This window comes from Streptomyces sp. NPDC001634 (genome assembly GCF_040298185.1).
Taxonomy (GTDB): Bacteria; Actinomycetota; Actinomycetes; order Streptomycetales; family Streptomycetaceae; genus Streptomyces.
The window spans coordinates 23,247-45,075 of record NZ_JBEOZU010000072.1; the positions used below are offsets into that span (position 1 = coordinate 23,247).

The window sequence follows — 21,829 nt, forward strand, 5'->3', positions numbered from 1 at the left end:
CCGGGCATCACCAGACCCGCACCGACCCGCCCCGCGCGAACACCGGGCTCGTCGCGTCCGCCGGGGGTACCGCGAGGGGCTGTGCCAGTTCCTCCACCGTCGGGCCCACCTTCGCCGCGATCGGGTCCAGGACGGACAGGTCGAAGCCGTACACCCGTGCCGCGTTGCCTCCGACCATCGCCGCCACCTCCTCGCGCGGCACGTCCGCGTACGCGAACCTCAGGCCCTCCCGCGAGTACGGGTACGTCCCCTCGTCGTGCGGGTAGTCGCTGCCCCACATGATCTTGTCGAGGCCGATACGGTCCCGCAGCGGCACCTCGTGCGGGCGCATGAAGCTCGCGCCGACGAAGCAGTTCGAACGCCACACCTCCGAGGGGCCCTTGCCCATCGACGCCGCCAGGCCCGCGCCGAACTTCGCCTCCGCGGTGGACGCGCGCGTCGCCGCCGTGACAAGACGGCCGTGGTAGTAGTCCAGCATGTCGAGCACGCCGGGGATCCAGCCCGAGCCCTGCTCGGTCAGCACCAGTTTCAGCCCTGGATGGCGGCGGAAGGCCCCGCCGAAGACCAGGTGCCAGAGCGCGCGGTGCGAGAACCATGTCGTCTCGACCATGAACACCGCCCGGGCGGCCGGTTCGTCGCCCAGCGGCGGCGACGCCGATCCCGCGTGGTGGTTCACGGGGACGTCCAGTTCCTCGCACACCGCCCAGATCGGGTCGTACGACGGCGAGTACAGCTCGGGCAGGCCCGAGCCCGGCGGTGTGCCGGGCAGCAGCAGGCCGCCGCGCAGGCCCGCCCCGACCGCCCATCTGATCTCCTCGACCGCCGCCCGTACGTCGTTGAGGAAGATCTGGAAGACGCCCGCGCGGCGGTCGGGGGCCACGGAACAGAAGTCCGCCAGCCAGCGGTTGTGCGCTTTGAGGCCCGCCCACCGCAGCTCGAACTCCTCCCGCGTCGGCGCCGGAGCCGACAGCGATCCGGACGGGAAGAACGGCGGGATCGTATTCGGGAAGACGACCTCCGCGACGATCCCGTCCGCCTCCAGCTCCGCGAGGCGCTTGTCCGAGTTCCAGTTCCGGTCGGCCGCGTCGGCGAGCAGGTCCTCGTACGGATTGACGTACGTGGCGGCCCACGCGTCGAAGTCGTCGTGGTACCGCTTTTCCAGATACGGCCTGTAGTCCAGGAGGTCGGCCCCGGCGTGGCAGTCCGCCGAGATCACGGTGTAACGGTCCTCGCTCACCGGTCCACCCCCAGGACCGGGAAGTCCTCGCCGGTCAGCCAGTGCCTGCCCACCTCACGCGAGCGGGCCCAGGACGCCTCCACGGCCGCCTGGTCGTCGGACTGGCCGAGGTCCGCCGGGGTGGGGCCGATGCGCCGGGCGACCGGGGTCAGCTTGTCGACGTCGAAGCCGAAGACCTCCGCCGCGGCCAGGCCGAGCATGCGGCGGGTCTCCGCCACGGGGATGTCGTGGAAGGTGCGCTTCAGCCACGCGCGCGTGTCGGGCCAGGTGCCCTCGGGGTGCGGGAAGTCGCTGCCCCAGAGGATGTTGTCCACGCCGATCTCGTACCGCTGGGCCAGTTCACGCCGTTTGGTGTTGGTCGCGCAGACGAAGACCTGACGGTCCAGGTACTCGTGCGGCGGCCGCTTCAACTCCGCGAAGGGCGAGAGCTTCTTGCCTCCGTGGGCTCCCAGGTAGAGGCGGTCCATGAACCACAGCAGGTTGGGCAGCCACCAGCATCCCGACTCCGCCACTCCGAACCTCAGCCCGGGGTGACGTTCGAAGGCTCCGGACCAGAGCAGGAACCAGAGGGGGCGGGCCGGCCACCAGGTGACCTCGGAGACGTAGATCCCCAGGTGGTCGCCGTACTCGTGGCGCGGTGCCGCCCCCGAGTGGGTGAGCACCGGCATCCCGCACTCGGCCGCCGCCGCCCACACCGGGTCGTAACGGCGGTCGTGGTACGGCTCCTTGTCGACCCACATGGAGGGGATCATCAGCGCACGCAGGCCCGACTCCCTGGCGCGGTACACCTCGGCGACGACGCGGTCGGTCCGAGCCGTGACGGGCAGCAGGGCCACCCCGCAGTGCCGTTCGGGGTGTTCGGACACGAAGTCCGCGAGCCAGCGGTTGTGCGCCTGCGCGCCCGCCATGCCCAGCTCCGGGTCCTGGTCGCCGGAGAGGCCGAGTCCCACGCCGAAGGGCGCGGCGGTCTGGCTGTCGACCGCGTCGGCATCCGGGAAGACCACCTCGGCGGCCACGCCGTCGCCGTCCAGTTCCTTGAGGCGCTGCGCGGTCTCCCATCCCCCGCGCAGGCCCTCCTCGTTGTCCTGGAACCACTTGGTGGCGAACGCCTCGTTGCGGATGCCGAGCCGTGTCATCTCCTCGCGGCGGCGCTCGCGCCCCGCGAGGAACTCGTCGAAGTCCCGGTGGAAGCGGGTCTCCAGGTAGGGCCGGTACTCCTCGGTGGGCAGCCCGGCGTGGCAGTCGGAGGAGATGATCAGGTACGGGTCCTGGCCGATCACAACAGCCCCCTCATCAATCGAGGATGAAGCTCTCCAGGTACGACGGGTTCGCGCGGTCGAGCATCGACCGCGCCCGCGCCGTGATCTGTGCGTCGCTGTGCTCGCTCTGCGGCAGCAGCCAGAAGCGGTCCGCGCGGATGCCGTCCACGACGAGGTCCGCGACCTCCTCGACCGGCGTGAACCGCACCTGGTGGCCGGCGTCCTTCATGGCCGCCTCCCACTGGGCGAGGCTGCGGTAGGGCGTCCTGCGTGGCTTCTGCTTGGCGTAGCGGGCGGGCCGGTTGCGGTGCGACTCCCACAGCCCCGTGCGCAGCATGTGCGGCCCGGGGAAGAGCACGGAGGCGCCCACGCGCGCGTGCTCCGCCTTCAGGTGCGCGTACAGGGACTCGGTCATCGTCACGACGGCCGCCTTGGTGACGGCGTACACGGAGGCCGTGGGCAGCGGTGCTATGCCGCCGTCGCCCGACGAGGTGTTGACGACATGGCCCGGCTCGCCCCCGGCGATCATCCGCGGTACGAACGCCTGGACACCATGGAAGACGCCCCACACGTTGACCGCGAAGGCCCAAGCCCAGTCGTTCGGGTCGTGCTCCCACATGCGGCCCTCGGCGCCCGAGCCGACGCCCGCGTTGTTGCACAGCACATGCACGGCGCCGAAGCGTTCGTACACGTCGTCCGCGAGCGCCAGTACCTGGGCGCGCTCCCCGACGTCCACCACGCGCGCGTGCACGACGGCGCCCTCCTCGCGCAGCAGGGCCGCCGCCTTCTGAAGGGCGCCCTCCTCCACGTCCGCGAGGACGACCCGCAGGCCCTCGGCCGCGAACCGACGCGCCATCGCGAGCCCGATGCCGCTCGCCGCGCCCGTGACGACGGCGACCTGTCCGGCGCTCAGCCGCATCACACGCTCCCCTCGGGTGGCCCGTCGAGAACCTGCTGCGGGTCGTCGTAGCGCTGGTGGACATACGGCAACAGAGCCTCGGCGCTGACGCGTTCGGCCACCGTGCCCCGCTGATCGCTGGTCTTCTCACCGATGGTGATCTCGACGAGCCGGCGCACGGGAAGGTCCGCGACGGGGTCGTACGCCGACTCGCGCAGGACCACGTCGCCGGTGATGCGTTCCAGCCTGCGCACCTTCTCGTTGCGCACGCAGTGCACGAGGACCGGGCCGGCATCGAAACCCGAACCGTCCACCGCCGGCAGGAACTTGAAGTAGAAGTCGGTCTTCCGGGTCGGCTCCGGCAGGGGCAGTTCCCCGCTCACCGCGCCGCGCACCTCCACGAAAGCGATGCCGTGCCGGGCGAGGAAGGCCCGGACGACGAGCCCGTCGCGCTCCACCGTCACCTCGCCGAGCTTCTTCGGCTCCCCGAAGACCTCGCGGCCCGCGGTCAGGGCCCGTTCGTGGGTCATCGGCATGACGAGCGGGTACCAGCCCTCGACGCCGTCGTGCGCCGCGGCGACCGCGAACGAGCCCGCGCCCAGCGGGTATCCGGGTAGGTCGACCTTGCTGATGTTCACCCGCACCAGGGGGCGCCCGGTGGGTTTGAGCGGGGGCGGCAGCACCGCCGCGACCGCGTCCGGGTCGCTCTCCCAGACGGCCACCACACCCGTGGACCAGATGTCGGGGAGCTTCGCCTGCGCGGTGCGCGAGGCGGCGATCTCCGCCTCGGTCCGCGCGCCGTAGCGCACTCGTGATGCCATGTCGTACCGCCCTTCTTCTGATGGGCCGTCACCTGTAACACAGTTACAGCAGACCTCGTTCCGGGTAAACAGGTCTGCACGAGCGGAAAGCGGAGGGGGTCATGGCGAGAGCGGCACTCACCCGGGACGAGGTCCTGGACGCCGCCGCGGACCTGGTGAAACAGCACGGCCCGGACGCGCTGACGATGCGCAGGCTCGCCGCCGGGCTGGGCACCGCCGTCACCTCGATCTACTGGCACGTCGGCAATCGTGAGTCCCTGCTCGACGCGCTCGTCGAGCGGACCGTCGCCGACCTCGGCGAGATACGTCCCTCGGGGCGCACGCCCGCGCAGCGCATCGTCTCCGTCGCGCGCGCCCTGCGCCGGCAACTGCGCGACCACCCCCATCTCATCGCGATGGTCCACGAACGCGGTCTGACGGAACGGATGTTCCTGCCCGCCCAGCAGGCGCTGGTGCGCGAGGCACACGCGGCGGGGCTGCAGGGCGCCGGGGCGGCCGACCTCGTACGGGCCGTGCAGTTCCAGGTCGTCGGTCACGTTCTGGTCGAACGCAACCGGGAGCGCGCCCCGGTGCAGCGCCCCGGCGAGGAGGAGCTGTGGAGCGCCGCGCCCACCGGGGGCGATCCGGCCCTGGCCCGTGCGCTGGCCGGCCCGGTGGACACCGAGCGGCTGTTCGCCATGTCCGTACGGGCGTTGGTGCGGTCCCTGCTCCCGCCGGCCGCGTCGGAGTGACTCACCGACGCACGTCCTGAAAGCCTCACGGGCGAACAACCCGGACAATGAGTGACAGCTCCGGCCGCGAACTCTTGTGCGGCGCGCCGGGGTTGCGCGCGCCCGCGCGAACGCGGCGCGACCCGGCTCCCGGCGACGGGCACGCGCGGCACTGTCGGTCCCGGCCCGTATCCTCAGTGACCATGCTCGAAGACCCTACGACCGCAGCGTCCCCGGCCCCCTGGCCGGCCGCGTATCCCGAGGGGTACGCGGTCGTCGACGTGGAGACCACCGGCCTGGCCCGGGACGACCGGATCATTTCGGCCGCCGTCTACCGGCTGGACGCGCGCGGCGAGGTCGAGGACCACTGGTACACGCTGGTCAACCCGGAGCGCGATCCGGGCCCCGTCTGGATCCATGGTCTGACGAGCGAGGTACTCGAAGGGGCGCCGCTCTTCCGGGACATCGCCGGGGATTTCGCCGCCCGGCTCGACGGCCGCGTCCTCGTCGCGCACAACGCGGTCTTCGACTGGTCGATGATCGCCAGGGAGTACGCGCGCGCGGAGCGCGAGGCGCCGGTCCGTCAGCGACTGTGCACCATCGCGCTCTCCAAGGAACTGGGCCTCCCGCTGGCCAACCACAAGCTGGAGACGCTGGCCGCGCACTTCGGTGTGGTCCAGCAGCGGGCGCACCACGCCCTGGACGACGCGCGCGTGCTGGCCGAGGCGTTCCGCCCGAGCCTGCACGCCGCCGCGCGCGACGGCGTGCGGCTGCCGCTGCTGGAGTGCCGCCCGCTGACCGAGTGGTCCGCCTCCCCGACGATCGGCCGCCAGGCATCCGGGGGCTACCGCCCCGGCAGTTGGCGCCCCTCTCGCAAGCGCCCCGTCTGCCCCTACCCCAACCCGGGGCGGTACGAAGAGGGCAAACGACTCAAGCAGGGCATGCGGGTCGCCTTCTCGGGGGACACCTCGATCGACCGCGAACTGCTGGAGGACCGGGCCGTCGAGGCAGGGCTGCACGTCGCGACGAGCCTGTCCCGGCTCACCAGCCTGCTCGTGACCAACGACCCCGATTCGGGCACATCGAAGACGGTGAAGGCGCGGCAGTACGGGACGCCGGTGGTGGACGAGGCGGCGTTCGGGCAGCTGCTGCGGGACGTCGAGCCTGCGGCGGAAAGCGGGGCGCCTGCGGCGGAGAGCGGGGCGCGCGCGACGAAGCAGGGGGCGCCCGCGGGCACGGAGGCGGCGGTGCGGGTTCCGGAGGGACGCTGACGGACGTACGGGTGATTACCGTGCGACTCGCCCGGCGCCCGCTCGATCGCGCGGCGGCGACGGCCCACCCTGTGGCGCATGGCGAGATGTGAAGTTTGTGGCAACGACTACGGAATGACCTTCGAGGTGCATGCGCAGGGAGCGGTGCACGTCTTCGACTGTTTCTCCTGCGCCATCCACCGGATGGCGCCCATCTGCGAACACTGCCGGGTCCAGATCATCGGCCAGGGGGTCGAGGTCGACGGACACTTCTACTGCGGAGCCCACTGCTCCCGCGCGGAGGGGAAGGTGGGGATCGTCGACCACGTCTGAGCACCCCCCTGAAGGCACCCCACGTCCCGAGATGTACGGTCGTGGGGTGTACCGCTTCCTGCTGTCCCGCCAGTGGGTGATCCTCACCCTCGTGGCCCTCCTGCTCACCCCGACGATGATCAGGCTGGGTTTCTGGCAGTTGCACCGCCACGACCACAGGCAGGCGCTGAACAAGGTGATCAACGACTCGCTGGCGGCACGGCCCGTGCCCGTCGAGTCGCTCACCTCGGTCGGCGGGACGGTCGCGCACGGCGACATCTACCGCCGGGTGACCGCGAAGGGCCACTTCGACACGGCGCACGAACTGGTGGTGCGCCGTCGTACGAGCTCGGACGACCAGGTCGGCTATCACGTCCTGACCCCGTTCGTCCTGGACAACGGCAGGACGTTGCTCGTCAACCGCGGCTGGATCGCCTCCCCCGCCTCGCAGACGGCCTTCCCGAAGATCCCGGCACCCGCCGGGGGTGACATCACGGTCACCGGCCGGCTGATGCAGGACGAGACGACGGCCGCAAGCGGCATCAAGAACGTCAAGGGGCTGCCGGACCGCCAGATCATGCTGATCAACAGCGAGCAGATCGGCACGCTCCTGCGCGAGACGGGCGACACCTCCGCGAAGGACGTACTCGGCGGCTACATCGAACTGACCTCCCCCGCCCCCAAGGGCGGCAGCCCCGAGTTGATCCCGTCGCCCAAGGAGGACACCAGCTGGATCGGACTCGGTGACATCAACCTGCCGTACGCGGTCCAGTGGTGGCTGTTCGCGGCCGGCGTCCCCCTCGGCTGGGTGATCCTGGTCCGCCGCGAGGCCCGGGAGCGGGCGAGGGCGGCCGAAGAGACGAGCGACGAACCGGAGCCGGCCGCGGTCTGAACCGTCCGGTCCATGGGCCGGTCCACGGACCGCGCCCGGCCCACGGACGGCCCACGGACCGGACGCGCCCATGGATCAGCGACGGCTGCGTGTGTTCGACAGCGCGTACGCGCCCAGCAGGCAGAGGCCGCACCCCGGCACCCAGGCGAGCTGGTACCAGTAGAAGAACGGCGTCCCCGCGAGCCGCGGGGACGCACCGGCGTACCAGGGGACCCACAGCAGGCCTGCCGCGGGGGCCAGGAGCAGCACGGCGACCGCGACGCGCCGTAGCCGCTGATGACCGGTCCGTGCCATGACCTGCACCCCTCTCCCGCTCGGGGACCGCCTGTGCAAGAGTTGCCCACCCGCCCGAAACGGTTGACAGCGGATTTCCCGCAGATTTCCCGCCGGTTCCGTGTCCTCCGATCCGACCGTCCGCGCAACTCTCCAGCGAGGGCTCAGGCACACCAAGGACGGTGACCCATGGCCGACGGCGCCATGACCGCGACGTTTCTCGCCGTGATCGGCGGAGCGTCGCTGCTCGCCGTCACGGCACGCCATCTGCGCCCGAGCGACCGACTGCCCTCCCTGGAGGGCTGGGCCCTGGCCGACCGGAGCCTCGGCCCCGTGTGGACCTGGTTCCTGCTGGGCGGCACGATCTTCACCGCGTACACCTTCACCGCCGTACCGGGACTGGCGTACGGCAACGGTGCACCCGCTTTCTTCGCGGTGCCGTACACGGTGATCGTCTGTCCGCTCGCCTTCGTCCTGCTGACCCGGCTGTGGACCGTGGCCCGCCGGCACGGCTATGTCACCGCCGCCGACTTCGTGCGCGGCCGGTACGGGTCGCCGCCGCTGGCCCTGGTGGTCGCGCTGACCGGGATACTCGCGACGATGCCGTATCTGGCGCTGCAACTGCTGGGCATACGAGCGGTGCTCACGGCCGGGGGCGTGTATCCACGGGGCGCGGCCGGCGATGTGGTGATGGTGGCCCTCTTCGCGGGGCTCGCGGTGGCGACGTACCGGCACGGACTGCGGGCGCCCGGCGTCATCTCCGCGCTGAAGGCGGTGGCCGTGTTCGTCTCGCTCACCGCCGTCTGCTGGCTGGTCCTCGACCGGCTCGGCGGCCCCGGCCCGGTCTTCGACGGCGCGGCACGGCGGCTCGGCGGCACGGACCCGGCCCACTCCCCGCTGCTCCTGACCCCCGCCCAGCAGCCCGCCTACGCCACGCTCGCCCTGGGCTCGGCGCTGGCGCTGCTGATGTACCCGCACGTGCTCACCGCCGGTTTCGCCGCCGACGGCCCACGCACCCTGCGCAAGGTCTCGGTGGCGCTGCCCGCCTGGACCGGGCTGCTCGCGCTCTTCGGCTTCCTCGGCATCGCGGCGCTCGCGGCAGGGGTGCGGGCGCCGAAAGGCGGCGCCGAGGCGGCCGTGCCGATGCTGGTCGACCGGCTGATGCCGGGGCCGCTGGCCGGGCTGGTGTTCGGCGCGATCACCGTGGGGGCGCTGGTCCCGGCCGCCGTGATGTCGATCGCGGCGGCCACGAGTTTCGTGCGGAACGTGTACGTCGAGTACGTCCACCCGACGGCCACTCCCAAGCGGCAGGTGCGCATCGCCAGGACGGTGTCGCTCACCGCGAAGGTGGGGGCGGTGGCGTTCGTGTTCGGGCTGCGCGACCAGGACGCCATCAACCTCCAGTTGCTCGGCGGGGTCTGGATCCTGCAGATCTTCCCGGCCGTGGCCGTGGGGCTGTTCACCGGGCGGCTGCACCCCCGGGCGCTGCTCGCCGGGTGGGGTGTGGGCATGGCGGCCGGCACGTTCCTGGTGGTGCGTGAGGGGTTCTCCTCGATCGTGCCGCTCGGCACCGGGCACCCGCCGCTGCAGATCTACGCGGGGCTCGCGGCCCTGCTCCTCAATCTGACCGTCGCCGTGGCCGGGACCGCGGCCCTCGAACGCCTCGGCGTCCCGCGCGGCGCCGACGCGACCGACCTACCGTCGCGCCTGACCGTCAGGCGGCGCCCCGAGACGGGAGCGAACAACCCGTGAGACGCAGACACAGCACGCGCACACCGGTTCCGCAGGAGCCGCTCACCCCGGTCCCGCAGGAGCCGCTGCTGGCGCAGACGGCCGTCCCGGCCGAGGCGCTCGCCACCGCGGCCGGGCCCCTCAGCGCTGCGGCAGGACCCCTCACCCCCGCGGTGAGCGACCCGGCCGACCTGGAACGCGAGGTGGGTCTCGCCCGCCTGTTCGAGATGCACTACGCCTCGATGCTGCGCCTCGCCGTGCTGCTGGGCGCCGACGACCCGGAGAACGTGGTGGCCGAGGCCTACTACCAGATCTACCGGAAGTGGCGGCGGCTGCGGGACACCGAGGCGGCGGAGGCGTATCTGCGCTCCACGGTCTGCAACCTGACCCGGATGCGCATACGCCATCTCCAGGTGGCCCGCAAGCACGAGGAGAAGCCGACGGAGGAGGTCGTCGCCTCCGCCGAGAGCACCGCGCTCCTCCACGACGACCAGCGTGTGCTGATCGACGCGCTCCAGCAGTTGCCGGCCCGGCAGCGCGAGGCGCTCGTGCTGCGGCACTGGCTCGGGCTGAAGGAGCAGGAGATCGCCGCGGCGATGGGGATCTCCTGCGGATCCGTCAAGACACACACGGCGCGCGGCATCGCCGCCCTGACCCAGGCGATGGAGGCCCGGCGATGACGCATCGAGATGCGACTCCGTCGCGTGGCACCAGTCCGGACCGGACGGAGCGGGAGCTGCGCGAGGCCCTCGCCGCGCTGGCGGACGGGGTGCGGGCCGCGCCCGACGCCTATCGCACGGCGCGCGGCGAGTGGCTGCGCCGCGAGCGCCGGCGCCGGCTCGTCCTCGCCGTGCTGATCGCGGTGGTCTTCACCCTGGCCACACTGATCGGCCTGTGGGTCCTCAACCAGACCCCGTCGGACCCCGGAGTGATCTTCTCCGGCGCGGGTACCACGATGACCGAGAGGGTGAGCCACTGGGCATCGTAGGCGACGTGTTCACTCCCCCGGCCCCGCCTCTGATTGCCTCGTCGGCCCACCGGGAACCCGGAATTCCGTGCACCTGCGCATCGAGGACTACGCGCTCATCGGCGACCAGCAGACGGCCGCGCTGGTCGGCCGCGACGGCTCCATCGACTGGCTGTGCCTGCCCCGCTTCGACTCGGCCGCCTGCTTCGCCAAGCTGCTCGGCACCAAGGACCACGGCCACTGGAGGATCGCGCCGAAGGGCGCCGACCTGTGCACCCGCCGCGCGTACCGCCCTGACACCCTCGTCCTCGACTCCGAGTGGGACACCACGGACGGCTCGGTCCGCGTCACCGACTTGATGCCCCAGCGCGAGCACGTCCCCGACGTCGTACGGGTCATCGAGGGCCTCGACGGCCGTGTCACCCTGCGCAGCGAGCTCCGGCTGCGCTTCGACTACGGCTCGATCGTGCCGTGGATGCGCCGGGCCGACGGCCACCGCGTGGCCGTCGCCGGGCCCGACTCGGTGTGGCTGCGCAGCCACCCCCAGGTGCACACCTGGGGCAAGGACCTGGCCACCCACTCCGAGTTCACGGTCGGCAAGGGAGAACAGATCGCCTTCGTCCTCACCTGGCACCCCTCGCACCAGCCCCGCCCCCCGCTGGTCGACCCGTTCGAGGCGCTGGACAGCAGCGTCGAGGACTGGCGCGCGTGGACGGCGCAGTGCCGTTACCGGGGCCGGTACCGGGATGCCGTGGTCCGCTCCCTGATCACCCTCAAGGCCCTCACCTACGCACCCACCGGCGGCATCGTCGCCGCCCCCACCACCTCGTTGCCGGAGTCGCTGGGCGGCGTCCGCAACTGGGACTACCGCTACAGCTGGCTGCGCGACTCGACGCTCACCCTGCAGGCGCTGCTGGAGGCGGGCTACCACGAGGAGGCCGAGGCCTGGCGCGACTGGCTGCTGCGCGCGGTGGCCGGCGATCCGGCGGACCTGCAGATCATGTACGGCCTGTCGGGTGAGCGGCGGCTGCCGGAGTACGAGTTGTCCTGGCTGCCCGGCTTCCAGGGGTCGGCGCCGGTCCGGATCGGCAACGAGGCGGTGAAGCAGCTGCAGCTGGACGTGTACGGCGAGGTCATCGACTCGCTCACGCTGGCACGGCGTTCGGGCCTGCCGGTCAAGCCGCATATGTGGCGGGTGCAGTGCGCGCTGATGGAGTTCCTTCGGTCGGCCTGGCGGCAGCCGGACGCGGGGCTGTGGGAGGTGCGCGGCGAGCGCCGCCACTTCGTGTACTCGAAGGTGATGGCGTGGGTGGCCGCCGACCGTGCGGTCCAGGCCCTGGAGAACCACCCCGGACTCGAAGGCGATCTCGAGGGCTGGCGGGCCATGCGCGACGAGGTGCACGGGGAGGTGTGCGAGCGCGGCTACGACCCGGAGCGGAACACGTTCACGCAGTACTACGGCTCGCGCGCACTCGACGCCTCGCTGCTGTTGATCCCCCGCGTCGGCTTCCTGCCACCGGACGACCCCCGGGTGACCGGCACGATCGACGCGGTACGCACGGAGCTGGCACACGACGGTTTCCTGCTCCGGTACAGCACGGACCGCTCCGACGTGGATACGCTGCCCGGCAGCGAGGGCGCCTTCATCGTCTGCTCGTTCTGGCTCGCACAGGCCCTGCACCTCAACGGCCGTACGGACGAGGCCCGCGAGCTGTTCGAACGGCTGGTGGGGCTCTGCAACGACGTCGGTCTGCTCGCGGAGGAGTACGACCCGGTCGGCGACCGACTGCTCGGCAACTTCCCGCAGGCCTTCAGTCATCTCGGCCTGGTGGGGACCGCCCTCGCCCTCTACGGGGACGAGACGGCAGGATAGGGGCCATGGATCTTGGACTGAAGGACCGGGTGTACGTCGTCACCGGCGGCACTCGAGGACTGGGCAACGCGGCCGCGCGGGAGCTCGTCGCCGACGGGGCGAAGGTGGTCGTCACGGGCCGCGACCAGCAGCGGGCCGCCGAGGCCGCGGCCGAGCTGGGCGGGAACGCGGTGGGCGTGGCGGTCGACAACGCCGACTCCGGGGCGCCGGCCCGGCTGATCGCCGCGGCGCGCGAGCACTTCGGCGGCTTCGACGGCATTCTCATCAGCGTCGGCGGGCCGCCGGCCGGGGGTCTCGCCGACAACACGGACGCGCAGTGGGCGGCCGCGTTCGAGTCGGTGTTCCTCGGTGCGGTGAGGCTGGCCCGCGCGGCAGCCGCGGAACTGACCGAGGGCGGCGTCATAGGCTTCGTGCTGTCCGGTTCCGTGCATGAGCCGATCCCGGGCCTGAGCATCTCCAACGGGCTGCGCCCCGGACTGGCCGGCTTCGCCAAGTCGATCGCGGACGAGCTGGGCCCGCGCGGCATCCGGGTGGTCGGCCTGCTCCCGGCGCGCATCGACACCGACCGCGTCCGTGAACTGGACGGTCTCTCAGCCGACCCGGCGGCGGCACGCACGGCCAACGAGTCCCGCATCCCGCTGCGCCGCTACGGCACCCCGGAGGAGTTCGGCCGCACGGCCGCTTTCCTGCTGTCGCCCGCGGCGTCGTATCTGACGGGCATCATGGTTCCGGTGGACGGCGGCTACCGGCACGGGTTCTGACCCACGAGCGTGACCCGGTGCCCCGCCCGCCCCGGCCGTCAACTCACCCTCTCGGGCCGGTGCTTGACGCCGTGCAGCCGCACCTCGACGGGCAGCGCCGCGAGACCTGCGGAGTCACGGGCATGAACCAGCGGCCCGGCGGCCAGGCGGTGCAGCGCGTCCAGGGGATCCACATGCGGTGCCAGCACGAGCCGTATGCGTGCCCGGGGCGCGCTGCGGCGCCCGGTCAGCAGCACATGCGCCCGTTCGACGCCGTCCAACTGTCCCGCCTCACCGGCGAGTACGTCCTCCAGGGCCCGTCCGCGCAGCAGGGCGCCCTCGCCGTCGCCGGTGTCGACGAGCACCTCCACGAGCCGGCGCCGGCGCAGCACCGCCGACAACCGCCACAGGGCGAGCAGGACGAGCAGGGCGAGCACGGCGATGACGGTCGGCCACCACCAGCCCTGGTCCCGCCACCGGGTGCGCTCGGCATCGCTGAGCAGGACGTCGTGCGGCCCCTGGTGGATCCACCACGAGGGGGGCGCCGTGCCCAGCCCGATGGCGAGCACGGAACCACCGAGGACGAACAGGACCAGGCCGACCAGCCCGATCAGCACACGATTGGCGATCCGCGGCACCATCCCTCACCCCTTCCGTCCGGGCCGCCGCACATGCACCGACAGCGAGTGCGGTCGATGGAGGCCGAGGCCCCGGACCGCGTCGGCGAGCGTCGCATCCAGGTCGGCACGCACATGGTCGAGCTCCCGGAAGTGCGACACCACCCGTACATCCGCCCTCCTGCGTCCCAGGCGGACGCGTACGGACTGCACCCCGGAGACCTCCATGGCCCGGTGGCGCAGCACCGTCGAGGCGGCGACCCGGTGCAGTCCGGCCCGGATGTCGGTGTGCGCCGGCCGCATCGTCAGCACGCCGCGCATTCCGGGCGTCGTGGCGAGGACCAGCAGCCAGAGACCGATGACCGCCACCACGCCGGCGCCGACCAGCACCCAGGTGTCGTCGAGGGGCCGCTCGGCGAACTGCCGGGCGAGGGTCTTGCGCCACTGCATGGCGGGCCGGTGGGCCCGGACGGCCGCGATGTCGTACAGGAAGAGGCCCGCGCCGATCAGGAGGAGCGTCGCGACGACGCCCGCGGCGACGCGGCGCGACGACCAGAAGCGGCCGCCTCCGCCGTGCGGTTCGTCGACCGGCTCGTACGCCGCCGCGGACGAGGACTGCCCGAGTCCTCCGTCCGCGGTCTTCTCCATGACCGGGAGCCTCTGGGTGCTCTCATGGCCCTGGGACTCGCTCATTGCGTCCTCCCGTGTGCCGTGCCGGGTGCCGGTACCGGATGCAGCCGTTCCACCTGGACGGCCACCTCGTGCACCTCCATCCCTGCCAAGGCGCCTACCCGCTCGGCGACCCGGCGACGCACGGCACGGCACCGGCCACCGATATCGGTGGGGTAGTCGAGTTCGACGCTGATGTGGACGCGCGCGGTCTCGTGGTGCACGACGACCGTCGCGTGGGGCGTCGCGGCGTCCGGCGGCAGCCGGTCGAGCGCCTCGCGCGCCGCCTGCGTGGCGATCTTCGCGACAACGCGGTCGGCGATCCGGGTGGCGCCGCGCGCGCCCGGCGGCACCACGGTCCGGGGCCGCCCGACCTCGCCGCTGTGCTCACGCTCACCGGTCCGGCCGGGCATACGTCACCTCCGCCGGTCGTGACGGGGGCGGAAGAAGTCACCGAGATCCAGATCCCCCTCCAGGAACCGACCGACGACAAGGCCGACAGCGCCCAGGGCTGCCACCAGCAGGAACGCACCGAATCCACCGAAGTACCCGGCGAACCCCAGCGCCATTCCGGCGATCATGCCGATCACGGCCAAGCTCATGCTGCGCTCCTCAGCTCGCGGTCACCCGGCTACTGGAGCCGCCCCTCTGGTTCTTCTTCCTCTTCCTCCGGCAGATGAACATCGCTGACGGCGATGTTGACCTCGACGACCTCAAGGCCGGTCATGCGCTCGACGGACGCGATGACGTTCTCCCGCACGGCGCGCGCGACCTCGGCGATGGACACGCCGTACTCGACGACGATCTCCAGGTCGAGCGCGGTCTGCACCTCGCCGACCTCGGCCTTCACACCGCGGGTGGCCGCGGCCTTCGCGCCGGGTACCCGGTCGCGCACGGCGCCGAAGGTACGGCTGAGCCCGCTGCCCATGGCATGCACACCGAGCACGTCGCGCGCCGCCATCCCGGCGATCTTCTCCACGACACCGTCGGCGATGGTCGTTCGCCCTCGGGTCGCCGGATCGCCGCCGCCCCGCCGGACGGGCTTACGCATCTGCGGAGTCTCCCTCGCCCCCTCGGAGGTCGTCTCCGGCCGGTTCTGCTGCGTCATGTCGCTCATCGCCGTACGTCCCTTTCGGTCGTCCTCCTTTGCCCACAGTAATTTGCCCGCAGTTGAAAGGGGGGTTCCTCGGGCGCGTGCCGGGGATGCGGCAGGCTGGAGGAATGACGGCGCAGCGGTGGACGCAGACTGCGGGACGGCAGACCGGACTCGGGCGACTGCTGCCGCTGGGCGGCCCGCGCGACGGCGCGTGGATCGCGGAGGGGGCGGCCGTCTCGGGGCTACGGCATGCGCTGGACGGTACGCGCGGGGTCCGGCTCGGCGCGCTGCGGATCGTGCTCGCGGACCCGGAGGACGGGGGCACCTCCCACGCCGTTGAGGCAGTGGGGGAGTACGAGACGGCGGTGCCGCCCCCGCCGGGTGCGCTGCCGCCCGGGCCGCTGCGGATCGGCGCGGAGTTCGCCGTCGTGGTGGATCCCACCGCTCCGGACGCCGAACCGCTCCCCACGACCGCGGCCCGCCTCCGCTTCGTCCTTGCGATGGCGGCGGCGGAACGCCTCGGTCTGACGGTGACGGAGGTGGACCTCCATGTGACCGGCCTGCTGGACGAGGAGCCTGCCGCCGTACGAAGCCCCGCGCCGCCCCCGTCGGCGGAGCGGGATCCGGCGCTCGGGCCAGACGAGTCGGCGGTGGCCTCGGCGGTCCGGCCCGTCCCGGGCGTGGTCCGTCTCATGGGCGCGTTCGGCGGCCTGGGGCGTGCGGTGCACATCGAGGAACGGCAGGACGAAGCGGCCCTGCCGCGCCGCCACGTCCGGGTGGAAGTGGCGGTCGCGGCGGACAGGCGGGCGGTGGATGTCGCCCGTGCCGTACGGGGAGCGGTGACGGAGGCCCTGCTGGACCACCCGTCGGTCGCCGTACTGGTGACGGCCGTCGTGGCCCAAGGCCTGCCTTTGGGATCAGGGCCCGCGACGCCGAGCTGATCCCGAAGAAAGACAGGTCCTAGTCGCCGACCCCGGCCAGGTCCCGCAGCCGGCGGGCCTGCGCGGCCCGCTCCGCGGCGCGTTGCTCCTCGTACGGGCGCTCCTGCGCCCCGTGCAGCAGTGCCTTGGTCTCGATCACGGCGTCACGGGGCGCCGCGAGCAGTGCGGACGCCAGGTCCCGTACGGTGTCGTCGATCTGGTCGCGCGGCACGGCGATGTTCGCGAGCCCGGTGTTCACCGCCTCCTCGGCCAGGACGAAGCGGCCCGTGGCGCAGATCTCCAGCGCACGGGCGTAGCCGACCAGGCTGACGAGCGGATGCGTGCCGGTGAGGTCCGGTACGAGGCCCAGGCTGGTCTCGCGCATGGCGAACTGCACGTCGTCACCGACGACGCGCAGATCACACGCGAGGGCGAGCTGGAACCCGGCACCGATCGCATGCCCCTGCACGGCGGCGATGGACACGATGTCGTTGCGCCGCCACCAGGTGAAACCCTCCTGGTACCCGGCGATGGTCGCGTCCAGCTCCGCGTCGCTGCTGCGCGCGATGTCGACGAAGGTCGGTTCGCCCTCGATCCCCTCGGGCGTGAACATCTGCCGGTCGAGCCCGGCCGAGAACGACTTGCCTTCGGCGCGCAGCACAACCACCCGCACGGAACCGGGCAGCGCCCGCCCGGCCTCTGCCAACGCCCGCCACAGAGCGGGGCTCTGGGCGTTGAGCTTGGCCGGGTTGGTCAGCGTCACCGTGGCGATCGCCTCGTCGACGGTGAGCCGTACGCCGTCCTTGTCGAGTACCGGGTCGAGCGAAGCCATGGGGCGCCTCCGATGGGTGCGGTCAGGTGAGGACGCCGTACCACGACATCCACAAGTGACTGCACAGTAACCACCCGGCCGGTCACCCGACCGACCGGGTGGCCACCACCGAAGCCGATGGGCCGCCCGGCGTCAGGCCGACGTGGCTTTCTTGCCCCGCGTCGCCCCGCCACGCCCACGCAGCGTGACACCCGACTCGCTGAGCATCCGGTGTACGAAGCCATACGAGCGGCCGGTCTCCTCGGCCAGCGCCCGGATGCTCGCACCGGAGTCGTACTTCTTCTTCAGGTCTGCCGCGAGCTTGTCGCGCGCGGCGCCGGTCACCCGGCTGCCCTTCTTCAGAGTCTCGGCCACCCGTGCCTCCTCATGGGAAGTGCGCTCTGGTCCCCTCATGATCACCCCTCGGGGGCGTGATGGCCACCCATTCGGCAAGGTCCGTGCGACAAGGTTGTGACGACAGGAGCGCATCCCCACGAGTGGAATCTGGGGTTCCGCCCGGCGTCGTCCGTACACCCGAACGGGTTCATCCAGGAAGCACCAGGTCAGCGACGCGCGACGGCCGACCCCATGGGACGAAAGGGCCCAGCCGTCGATTCGGTGTAGGACACACCTCGGTACGAGGAGATCTCACACAGATGATGGATCACGGATCGGCCGAATGATCCATACGCAGTGGATCAGTCATTCGATCAAGCGTTCCTGACCGCCCGCGGCGCGGGTGGTCAGGAACGGGCGGTCAGGCGAGGGCGACGAGGTCCGCGTAGTCGCTGCCCCACAGATCCTCGACGCCGTCGGGCAGCAGGATGATCCGCTCCGGCTGCAGCGCCTCGACGGCACCCTCGTCGTGGGTGACCAGGACGACCGCGCCCTTGTAGGTGCGCAGCGCGCCGAGGATCTCCTCACGGCTGGCCGGGTCGAGGTTGTTGGTCGGCTCGTCGAGGAGCAGCACGTTCGCGGACGAGACCACGAGGGTCGCGAGCGCGAGCCGGGTCTTCTCGCCGCCGGAGAGGACGCCGGCCGGCTTGTCGACGTCGTCGCCGGAGAACAGGAACGAGCCGAGTACCTTGCGGACCTCGACGAGGTCCATGTCGGGCGCGGCGGAGCGCATGTTCTCCAGGACCGTGCGGTCGGCGTCGAGGGTCTCGTGCTCCTGGGCGTAGTAGCCGAGCTTGAGGCCGTGGCCGGGGACGACGGCACCCGTGTCGGGCTGCTCTACGCCCGCGAGGAGTCGCAGCAGGGTGGTCTTGCCGGCACCGTTGAGGCCGAGGATGACGACCCTCGACCCCTTGTCGATGGCCAGGTCGACGTCGGTGAAGATCTCCAGGGAGCCGTACGACTTCGACAGGCCCTCGCCCGTCAGCGGGGTCTTGCCGCAGGGCGCGGGCTCCGGGAAGCGGAGCTTGGCGACCTTGTCGGACTGGCGGGCGGCCTCCAGCCCGGCGAGGAGCTTGTCGGCGCGGCGGGCCATGTTCTGCGCGGCGACCGTCTTGGTGGCCTTGGCGCGCATCTTGTCGGCCTGCGCATTGAGCGCGGCGGCCTTCTTCTCGGCGTTGACGCGCTCCCGCTTGCGGCGCTTCTCGTCGGCCTCGCGCTGCTGCTGGTAGAGCTTCCAGCCCATGTTGTAGATGTCGATCGTGGAACGGTTGGCGTCCAGGTAGAACACCTTGTTGACGACCGTGTCGACCAGGTCGACGTCGTGCGAGATGACGATGAAGCCGCCGCGGTAGGTCTTCAGGTAGTCCCGCAGCCAGATGATCGAGTCGGCGTCGAGGTGGTTGGTCGGCTCGTCGAGCAGCAGGGTGTCCGCGTCGGAGAACAGGATGCGGGCCAGCTCGATACGGCGGCGCTGACCACCGGAGAGCGTGTGGAGCGGCTGGCCCAGCACCCGGTCGGGCAGATTGAGCGCGGCTGCGATGGTGGCGGCCTCGGCCTCGGCGGCGTACCCGCCCTTGGTGAGGAACTCGGTCTCCTGGCGCTCGTACTGCTTGAGGGCCTTCTCCCGGGTGGCGCCCTTGCCGGTGGCGATGCGCTGTTCGTTGTCGCGCATCTTGCGGATCAGGACGTCGAGGCCGCGGGCGGACAGGACGCGGTCGCGGGCCAGCACGTCCAGATCGCCCGTGCGCGGGTCCTGCGGGAGATAGCCGACCTCGCCGGAGCGGGTGACGGTGCCCGCGGCGGGGATGCCCTCGCCCGCGAGGACCTTGGTGAGCGTGGTCTTGCCGGCGCCGTTACGGCCGACGAGGCCGATGCGGTCGCCCTTGGTGACGCGGAAGGAGGCGTTCTCGATGAGGATGCGGGCACCGGCGCGCAGCTCGATACCGGAGGCGGAGATCACGGACAGACTCCAGGGAGGTGGCGGGATGGGCGGCTGAGGACGTTCCCGCCGTCTAATGCGCGAGGAGAATGGCCATGGGCCCAAGTCTAACGGGGCCGGGCAAGCGCTTTTCCGGTGTGCGGGCGTTCTGTGGTGTGACGCTCATTGCCCTGCCGGTCGCCCCGGTCCGGTGCCGAGCGGGGGCGGTGCGGGAGAAGCCGCCGCGTCGCGGGCGAAGCGTAGGCGCGGATGCGGCGGGTGGTCGTGCGACACGGCCGGTGTGTCCCCCGTTCGGACCATGGCGCGCCACCCCGCCCCAGGGACCGTACGAAGATGCATCGGCCCGGACCCGATCGGCCCGGCTCGCCCGGTCCTCCCGGCTCGGGGGCGTTGTCAGTGGCCGGTGCAAGACTGGGCGACAGGTCTTGATTCCCTCCGGCAGGACACCAAGGGAGTGATCGGAATGGCGGGCATGGACGGCAGGCGTCCGAGCATCTACCCGACGCTGCTGTACACGGACGCGAAGGCGGCCATCAAACAGCTCACGGAGGCGTTCGGCTTCACGGAGCTGTCGGTGTACGAGGGCGAGGACGGCTCGGTGCTGCACGCCGAGCTGGTGCAGGGCAACGGCGCGGTGATGCTCGGTTCGAAGGGCCGCGGCGGTGCCTTCGACGAGGCGATGAAGAAAGCGGGTCCGTGCGGGGTGTACGTCGTCGTGGACGACGTCGACGCACACCATCAGCGGGCCGTGGAGCACGGCGCGGAGATCCTGATGCCCCCGACGGACCAGGACTACGGTTCGCGGGACTACATGGCCCGGGACGCCGAGGGCAACATCTGGAGTTTTGGCACGTACGCCCCCGAGATAGCCGTCTGAGGAAGGGTCAGCTGCCTCCGGTGTGGACCTGGAATGCGGCGCGGCGCACGGCCCTGGCGAGCGCGGGGTCCGGGTGGGCGGCGGCGAGCGCGACCAGCACCTGCACGGTGCGGGGGTGCCCCACCGCGCGCACCTCGTCGAGAAGCGCCGGCACCGTGGGCTGCACCGCGGACTCCAGATGGCGTACGAGGAGCGGGGCTTCGCCGTGGTCGGCGACGGCCGCGGCGGTGTCGACCCACAGCCAGGTGGCCTCCTGACGGGTGAGCACCTCGTGGGCGTCCTCCGGGTCGGTGCCGTCGTGCTCGGCGAGCCAGAGCAGGGCGTAGGGGCGCAGCGGGGTCTCGTCCGCGGCGGCGCGCACATCGGGCTCGGCGGGGGCTCCGACCACGCGCAGCGCCTCGAAGGCCAGACCGCGCAGGAGGGCGTCCTCGCCCCGGGCGGCGTCGAGGAGTTCGGTGACGGCGCTGCCTACGGTGCGGGCGGCGAGCCAGGCGCGGTACTCGGCGCGTGCCGCGTTCGGGCGCAGCTGGGCGCAGCCGCGGAGCATGTCCTCCGCGTTCTGCTCGATGTTCCCGGCGGGGCTCTGGGCGGCGACGCAGATCTGCTCCAGTTTGACCCAGACCGCCCAGCTGCCGAGGGGCGTGAGAGTGGCCTGCCCGTCGGCACAGGTGAGGGCGCCGACGTAGGCGAGCGCGTCGAGGGCCCAGTCGAGCAGGGGCGCGAGCGGGGTGTCCTCGACGGAGTTCTGGTCCGGCGCCTCGACGGGGTGAGAATCGGAAGGGGCGGCGCGAAGCGCCTCTTCATAAGGGGGGTGGTGGGCGACGGGCGGGACATAGGGGATCTCGCACCGCTCGGTGCGCAGTTCCGTGACCCGCTGCGCGAGGAGGTCGAGAAGCTGCTCGACGGGGACGGGCCCGGCGGACAGCTGCAGAAAGGAGAGCACTTGGGGCATGGCCGAGACGACCTCGGCGACCGCGGCGTGCTGGTGGTCCTCGGGCTCGGGGTAAGCGAGCGACCAGGCGTCGAAGAAGGCGACCCAGCCGCGCAGTACGGCGGAGTCGTCGCGGTTCCAGGCACGAAGACGCCAGCCGGGGCGGGCGCTGTCGCCGTGCACCTCGACGAGTCCGGCCAGGCGGGCGGTGTCCCAGTCGGCGCGAACCTGAGCGACGGTCAGGCCGAGGTCGGCGGCGGCGCGTTCGGCAGTGGTGTCGGAGAGGGTGCCCTTGCCGTCGGAGGTCGCGCCCTCGCGTCCGGGGCGGAGCGCGGCATCGGCCCAGTGGGCGACACGGGCCGCGTCGGCCAGGCGGGTACGGGCCATTCCGGCCAGTTCAGCGGGTGGGGGTGTGCCCTCCGGCGGCCGGGGGGCGGGGCGGCGCGAGCGGCGCTGGGTCACCGCTCGGGGAGCGGCGGCCAGGGGCCGCGGGCCGACGAGTCGGAGCCTGGAGTCGCGCGGGTTACGGGACGTCACGGGTGCAGTCTTCCGGTTGACGGTCCGAAAACCCAAACGGAATGTCACGACGGGCGACAGGGCTGGCCAACGC

25 protein-coding genes are annotated in these 21,829 nt (G+C 71.9%); 11 read left to right on the forward strand and 14 right to left on the reverse strand.

Annotation, left to right across the window (positions count from 1 at the left end; genetic code table 11):
* Window positions 1-7 precede the first annotated feature (7 nt).
* From ABT186_RS35190 to ABT186_RS35205, 4 genes are read right to left on the reverse strand one after another with little or no spacing between them, the layout of a single operon-like run.
* A complete protein-coding gene (locus ABT186_RS35190; protein WP_351229266.1) occupies window positions 8-1,237 on the reverse strand; it encodes an amidohydrolase family protein in 1,230 nt (409 codons plus the stop codon).
* The gene (locus tag ABT186_RS35195) at window positions 1,234-2,517 is read right to left on the reverse strand and encodes an amidohydrolase family protein (RefSeq protein WP_351928510.1); all 1,284 of its coding nucleotides are present in this window, start codon (window positions 2,515-2,517) and stop codon (window positions 1,234-1,236) included. Before ABT186_RS35195 ends, ABT186_RS35190 begins: the two co-directional genes overlap by 4 nt.
* 13 nt (window positions 2,518-2,530) lie before the next feature.
* Window positions 2,531-3,415, reverse strand: a complete 885-nt coding sequence (locus tag ABT186_RS35200) for an SDR family NAD(P)-dependent oxidoreductase (RefSeq protein WP_351229270.1) — start codon at window positions 3,413-3,415, stop codon at window positions 2,531-2,533.
* Window positions 3,415-4,215 (reverse strand): acetoacetate decarboxylase family protein, encoded by an 801-nt coding sequence (locus tag ABT186_RS35205; protein ID WP_351229272.1) that lies wholly within the window; start codon window positions 4,213-4,215, stop codon window positions 3,415-3,417. The genes ABT186_RS35200 and ABT186_RS35205 overlap by 1 nt, the downstream gene beginning before the upstream one ends.
* Before the next feature lie 101 nt (window positions 4,216-4,316).
* Here ABT186_RS35205 and ABT186_RS35210 point away from each other — a divergent pair, with 101 nt between their 5' ends.
* The 4 genes from ABT186_RS35210 to ABT186_RS35225 all read left to right on the forward strand — a co-directional run bounded on the left by ABT186_RS35210 (window position 4,317) and on the right by ABT186_RS35225 (window position 7,379).
* Window positions 4,317-4,946, forward strand: coding sequence for a TetR/AcrR family transcriptional regulator (locus ABT186_RS35210; RefSeq protein WP_351928512.1), 630 nt, complete (start codon window positions 4,317-4,319; stop codon window positions 4,944-4,946).
* 182 nt (window positions 4,947-5,128) lie between these two features.
* A complete protein-coding gene (locus ABT186_RS35215; RefSeq protein WP_351229276.1) occupies window positions 5,129-6,196 on the forward strand; it encodes a DEDDh family exonuclease in 1,068 nt (355 codons plus the stop codon).
* Between the two features lie 78 nt (window positions 6,197-6,274).
* Complete coding sequence (locus ABT186_RS35220; protein WP_310775258.1) at window positions 6,275-6,508, forward strand: metallothionein; 234 nt, start codon at window positions 6,275-6,277, stop codon at window positions 6,506-6,508.
* A 46-nt stretch (window positions 6,509-6,554) separates the two neighbouring features.
* Window positions 6,555-7,379: an SURF1 family cytochrome oxidase biogenesis protein gene (locus ABT186_RS35225; RefSeq protein WP_351229279.1), complete on the forward strand. Its 825-nt coding sequence runs from the start codon at window positions 6,555-6,557 to the stop codon at window positions 7,377-7,379.
* Window positions 7,380-7,454: 75 nt separating this feature from the next.
* Here the strand turns inward: ABT186_RS35225 and ABT186_RS35230 are convergent, their stop codons facing one another.
* Window positions 7,455-7,673 carry a DUF3311 domain-containing protein gene (locus ABT186_RS35230; protein WP_351229281.1) on the reverse strand — a complete coding sequence of 73 codons (219 nt, stop codon included), beginning with the start codon at window positions 7,671-7,673 and terminating at the stop codon, window positions 7,455-7,457.
* 168 nt (window positions 7,674-7,841) lie between these two features.
* Between ABT186_RS35230 and ABT186_RS35235 the strand changes: the two genes are divergently transcribed.
* The 5 genes from ABT186_RS35235 (at window position 7,842) to ABT186_RS35255 (ending at window position 12,984) form a co-directional block, all read left to right on the forward strand.
* A complete protein-coding gene (locus tag ABT186_RS35235; RefSeq protein WP_351229283.1) occupies window positions 7,842-9,404 on the forward strand; it encodes a sodium:solute symporter family protein in 1,563 nt (520 codons plus the stop codon).
* Window positions 9,401-10,063, forward strand: a complete 663-nt coding sequence (locus ABT186_RS35240; RefSeq protein ID WP_502973424.1) for a sigma-70 family RNA polymerase sigma factor — start codon at window positions 9,401-9,403, stop codon at window positions 10,061-10,063. Before ABT186_RS35235 ends, ABT186_RS35240 begins: the two co-directional genes overlap by 4 nt.
* Window positions 10,060-10,371: a hypothetical protein gene (locus ABT186_RS35245; RefSeq protein WP_351229285.1), complete on the forward strand. Its 312-nt coding sequence runs from the start codon at window positions 10,060-10,062 to the stop codon at window positions 10,369-10,371. Before ABT186_RS35240 ends, ABT186_RS35245 begins: the two co-directional genes overlap by 4 nt.
* 67 nt (window positions 10,372-10,438) lie before the next feature.
* Window positions 10,439-12,223, forward strand: coding sequence for a glycoside hydrolase family 15 protein (locus tag ABT186_RS35250; protein WP_351928514.1), 1,785 nt, complete (start codon window positions 10,439-10,441; stop codon window positions 12,221-12,223).
* 5 nt (window positions 12,224-12,228) lie between these two features.
* Window positions 12,229-12,984, forward strand: a complete 756-nt coding sequence (locus ABT186_RS35255) for an SDR family oxidoreductase (RefSeq protein WP_351928516.1) — start codon at window positions 12,229-12,231, stop codon at window positions 12,982-12,984.
* Between the two features lie 38 nt (window positions 12,985-13,022).
* Here the strand turns inward: ABT186_RS35255 and amaP are convergent, their stop codons facing one another.
* The 5 genes from amaP to ABT186_RS35280 are packed head-to-tail and all read right to left on the reverse strand — an operon-like array spanning window position 13,023 to window position 15,366.
* Window positions 13,023-13,604 carry an alkaline shock response membrane anchor protein AmaP gene (gene amaP, locus ABT186_RS35260; protein WP_351928518.1) on the reverse strand — a complete coding sequence of 194 codons (582 nt, stop codon included), beginning with the start codon at window positions 13,602-13,604 and terminating at the stop codon, window positions 13,023-13,025.
* A 3-nt stretch (window positions 13,605-13,607) separates the two neighbouring features.
* Window positions 13,608-14,273, reverse strand: coding sequence for a DUF6286 domain-containing protein (locus ABT186_RS35265; protein WP_351928520.1), 666 nt, complete (start codon window positions 14,271-14,273; stop codon window positions 13,608-13,610).
* The gene (locus ABT186_RS35270; protein ID WP_351928522.1) at window positions 14,270-14,662 is read right to left on the reverse strand and encodes an Asp23/Gls24 family envelope stress response protein; all 393 of its coding nucleotides are present in this window, start codon (window positions 14,660-14,662) and stop codon (window positions 14,270-14,272) included. The genes ABT186_RS35265 and ABT186_RS35270 overlap by 4 nt, the downstream gene beginning before the upstream one ends.
* A gap of 3 nt (window positions 14,663-14,665) precedes the next feature.
* Window positions 14,666-14,851, reverse strand: coding sequence for a hypothetical protein (locus ABT186_RS35275; protein ID WP_351236517.1), 186 nt, complete (start codon window positions 14,849-14,851; stop codon window positions 14,666-14,668).
* Window positions 14,852-14,880: 29 nt separating this feature from the next.
* Window positions 14,881-15,366: an Asp23/Gls24 family envelope stress response protein gene (locus ABT186_RS35280; protein WP_351236519.1), complete on the reverse strand. Its 486-nt coding sequence runs from the start codon at window positions 15,364-15,366 to the stop codon at window positions 14,881-14,883.
* A gap of 104 nt (window positions 15,367-15,470) precedes the next feature.
* Here ABT186_RS35280 and ABT186_RS35285 point away from each other — a divergent pair, with 104 nt between their 5' ends.
* The gene (locus ABT186_RS35285) at window positions 15,471-16,286 is read left to right on the forward strand and encodes a nucleopolyhedrovirus P10 family protein (protein ID WP_351928524.1); all 816 of its coding nucleotides are present in this window, start codon (window positions 15,471-15,473) and stop codon (window positions 16,284-16,286) included.
* A gap of 19 nt (window positions 16,287-16,305) precedes the next feature.
* Here the strand turns inward: ABT186_RS35285 and ABT186_RS35290 are convergent, their stop codons facing one another.
* The 3 genes from ABT186_RS35290 to ABT186_RS35300 all read right to left on the reverse strand — a co-directional run bounded on the left by ABT186_RS35290 (window position 16,306) and on the right by ABT186_RS35300 (window position 19,432).
* Window positions 16,306-17,097 (reverse strand): enoyl-CoA hydratase/isomerase family protein, encoded by a 792-nt coding sequence (locus ABT186_RS35290; RefSeq protein WP_351928526.1) that lies wholly within the window; start codon window positions 17,095-17,097, stop codon window positions 16,306-16,308.
* Window positions 17,098-17,229: 132 nt separating this feature from the next.
* Entirely contained in the window at window positions 17,230-17,451 is a 222-nt protein-coding gene (locus ABT186_RS35295; protein ID WP_009337982.1) for a helix-turn-helix domain-containing protein, read from the reverse strand.
* A 382-nt stretch (window positions 17,452-17,833) separates the two neighbouring features.
* Entirely contained in the window at window positions 17,834-19,432 is a 1,599-nt protein-coding gene (locus ABT186_RS35300; protein ID WP_351236525.1) for an ABC-F family ATP-binding cassette domain-containing protein, read from the reverse strand.
* A 442-nt stretch (window positions 19,433-19,874) separates the two neighbouring features.
* Here ABT186_RS35300 and ABT186_RS35305 point away from each other — a divergent pair, with 442 nt between their 5' ends.
* Entirely contained in the window at window positions 19,875-20,288 is a 414-nt protein-coding gene (locus tag ABT186_RS35305) for a VOC family protein (protein WP_351236527.1), read from the forward strand.
* A 7-nt stretch (window positions 20,289-20,295) separates the two neighbouring features.
* Here the strand turns inward: ABT186_RS35305 and ABT186_RS35310 are convergent, their stop codons facing one another.
* Window positions 20,296-21,756: a hypothetical protein gene (locus ABT186_RS35310; RefSeq protein ID WP_351928528.1), complete on the reverse strand. Its 1,461-nt coding sequence runs from the start codon at window positions 21,754-21,756 to the stop codon at window positions 20,296-20,298.
* Between the last annotated feature and the right edge of the window lie 73 nt (window positions 21,757-21,829).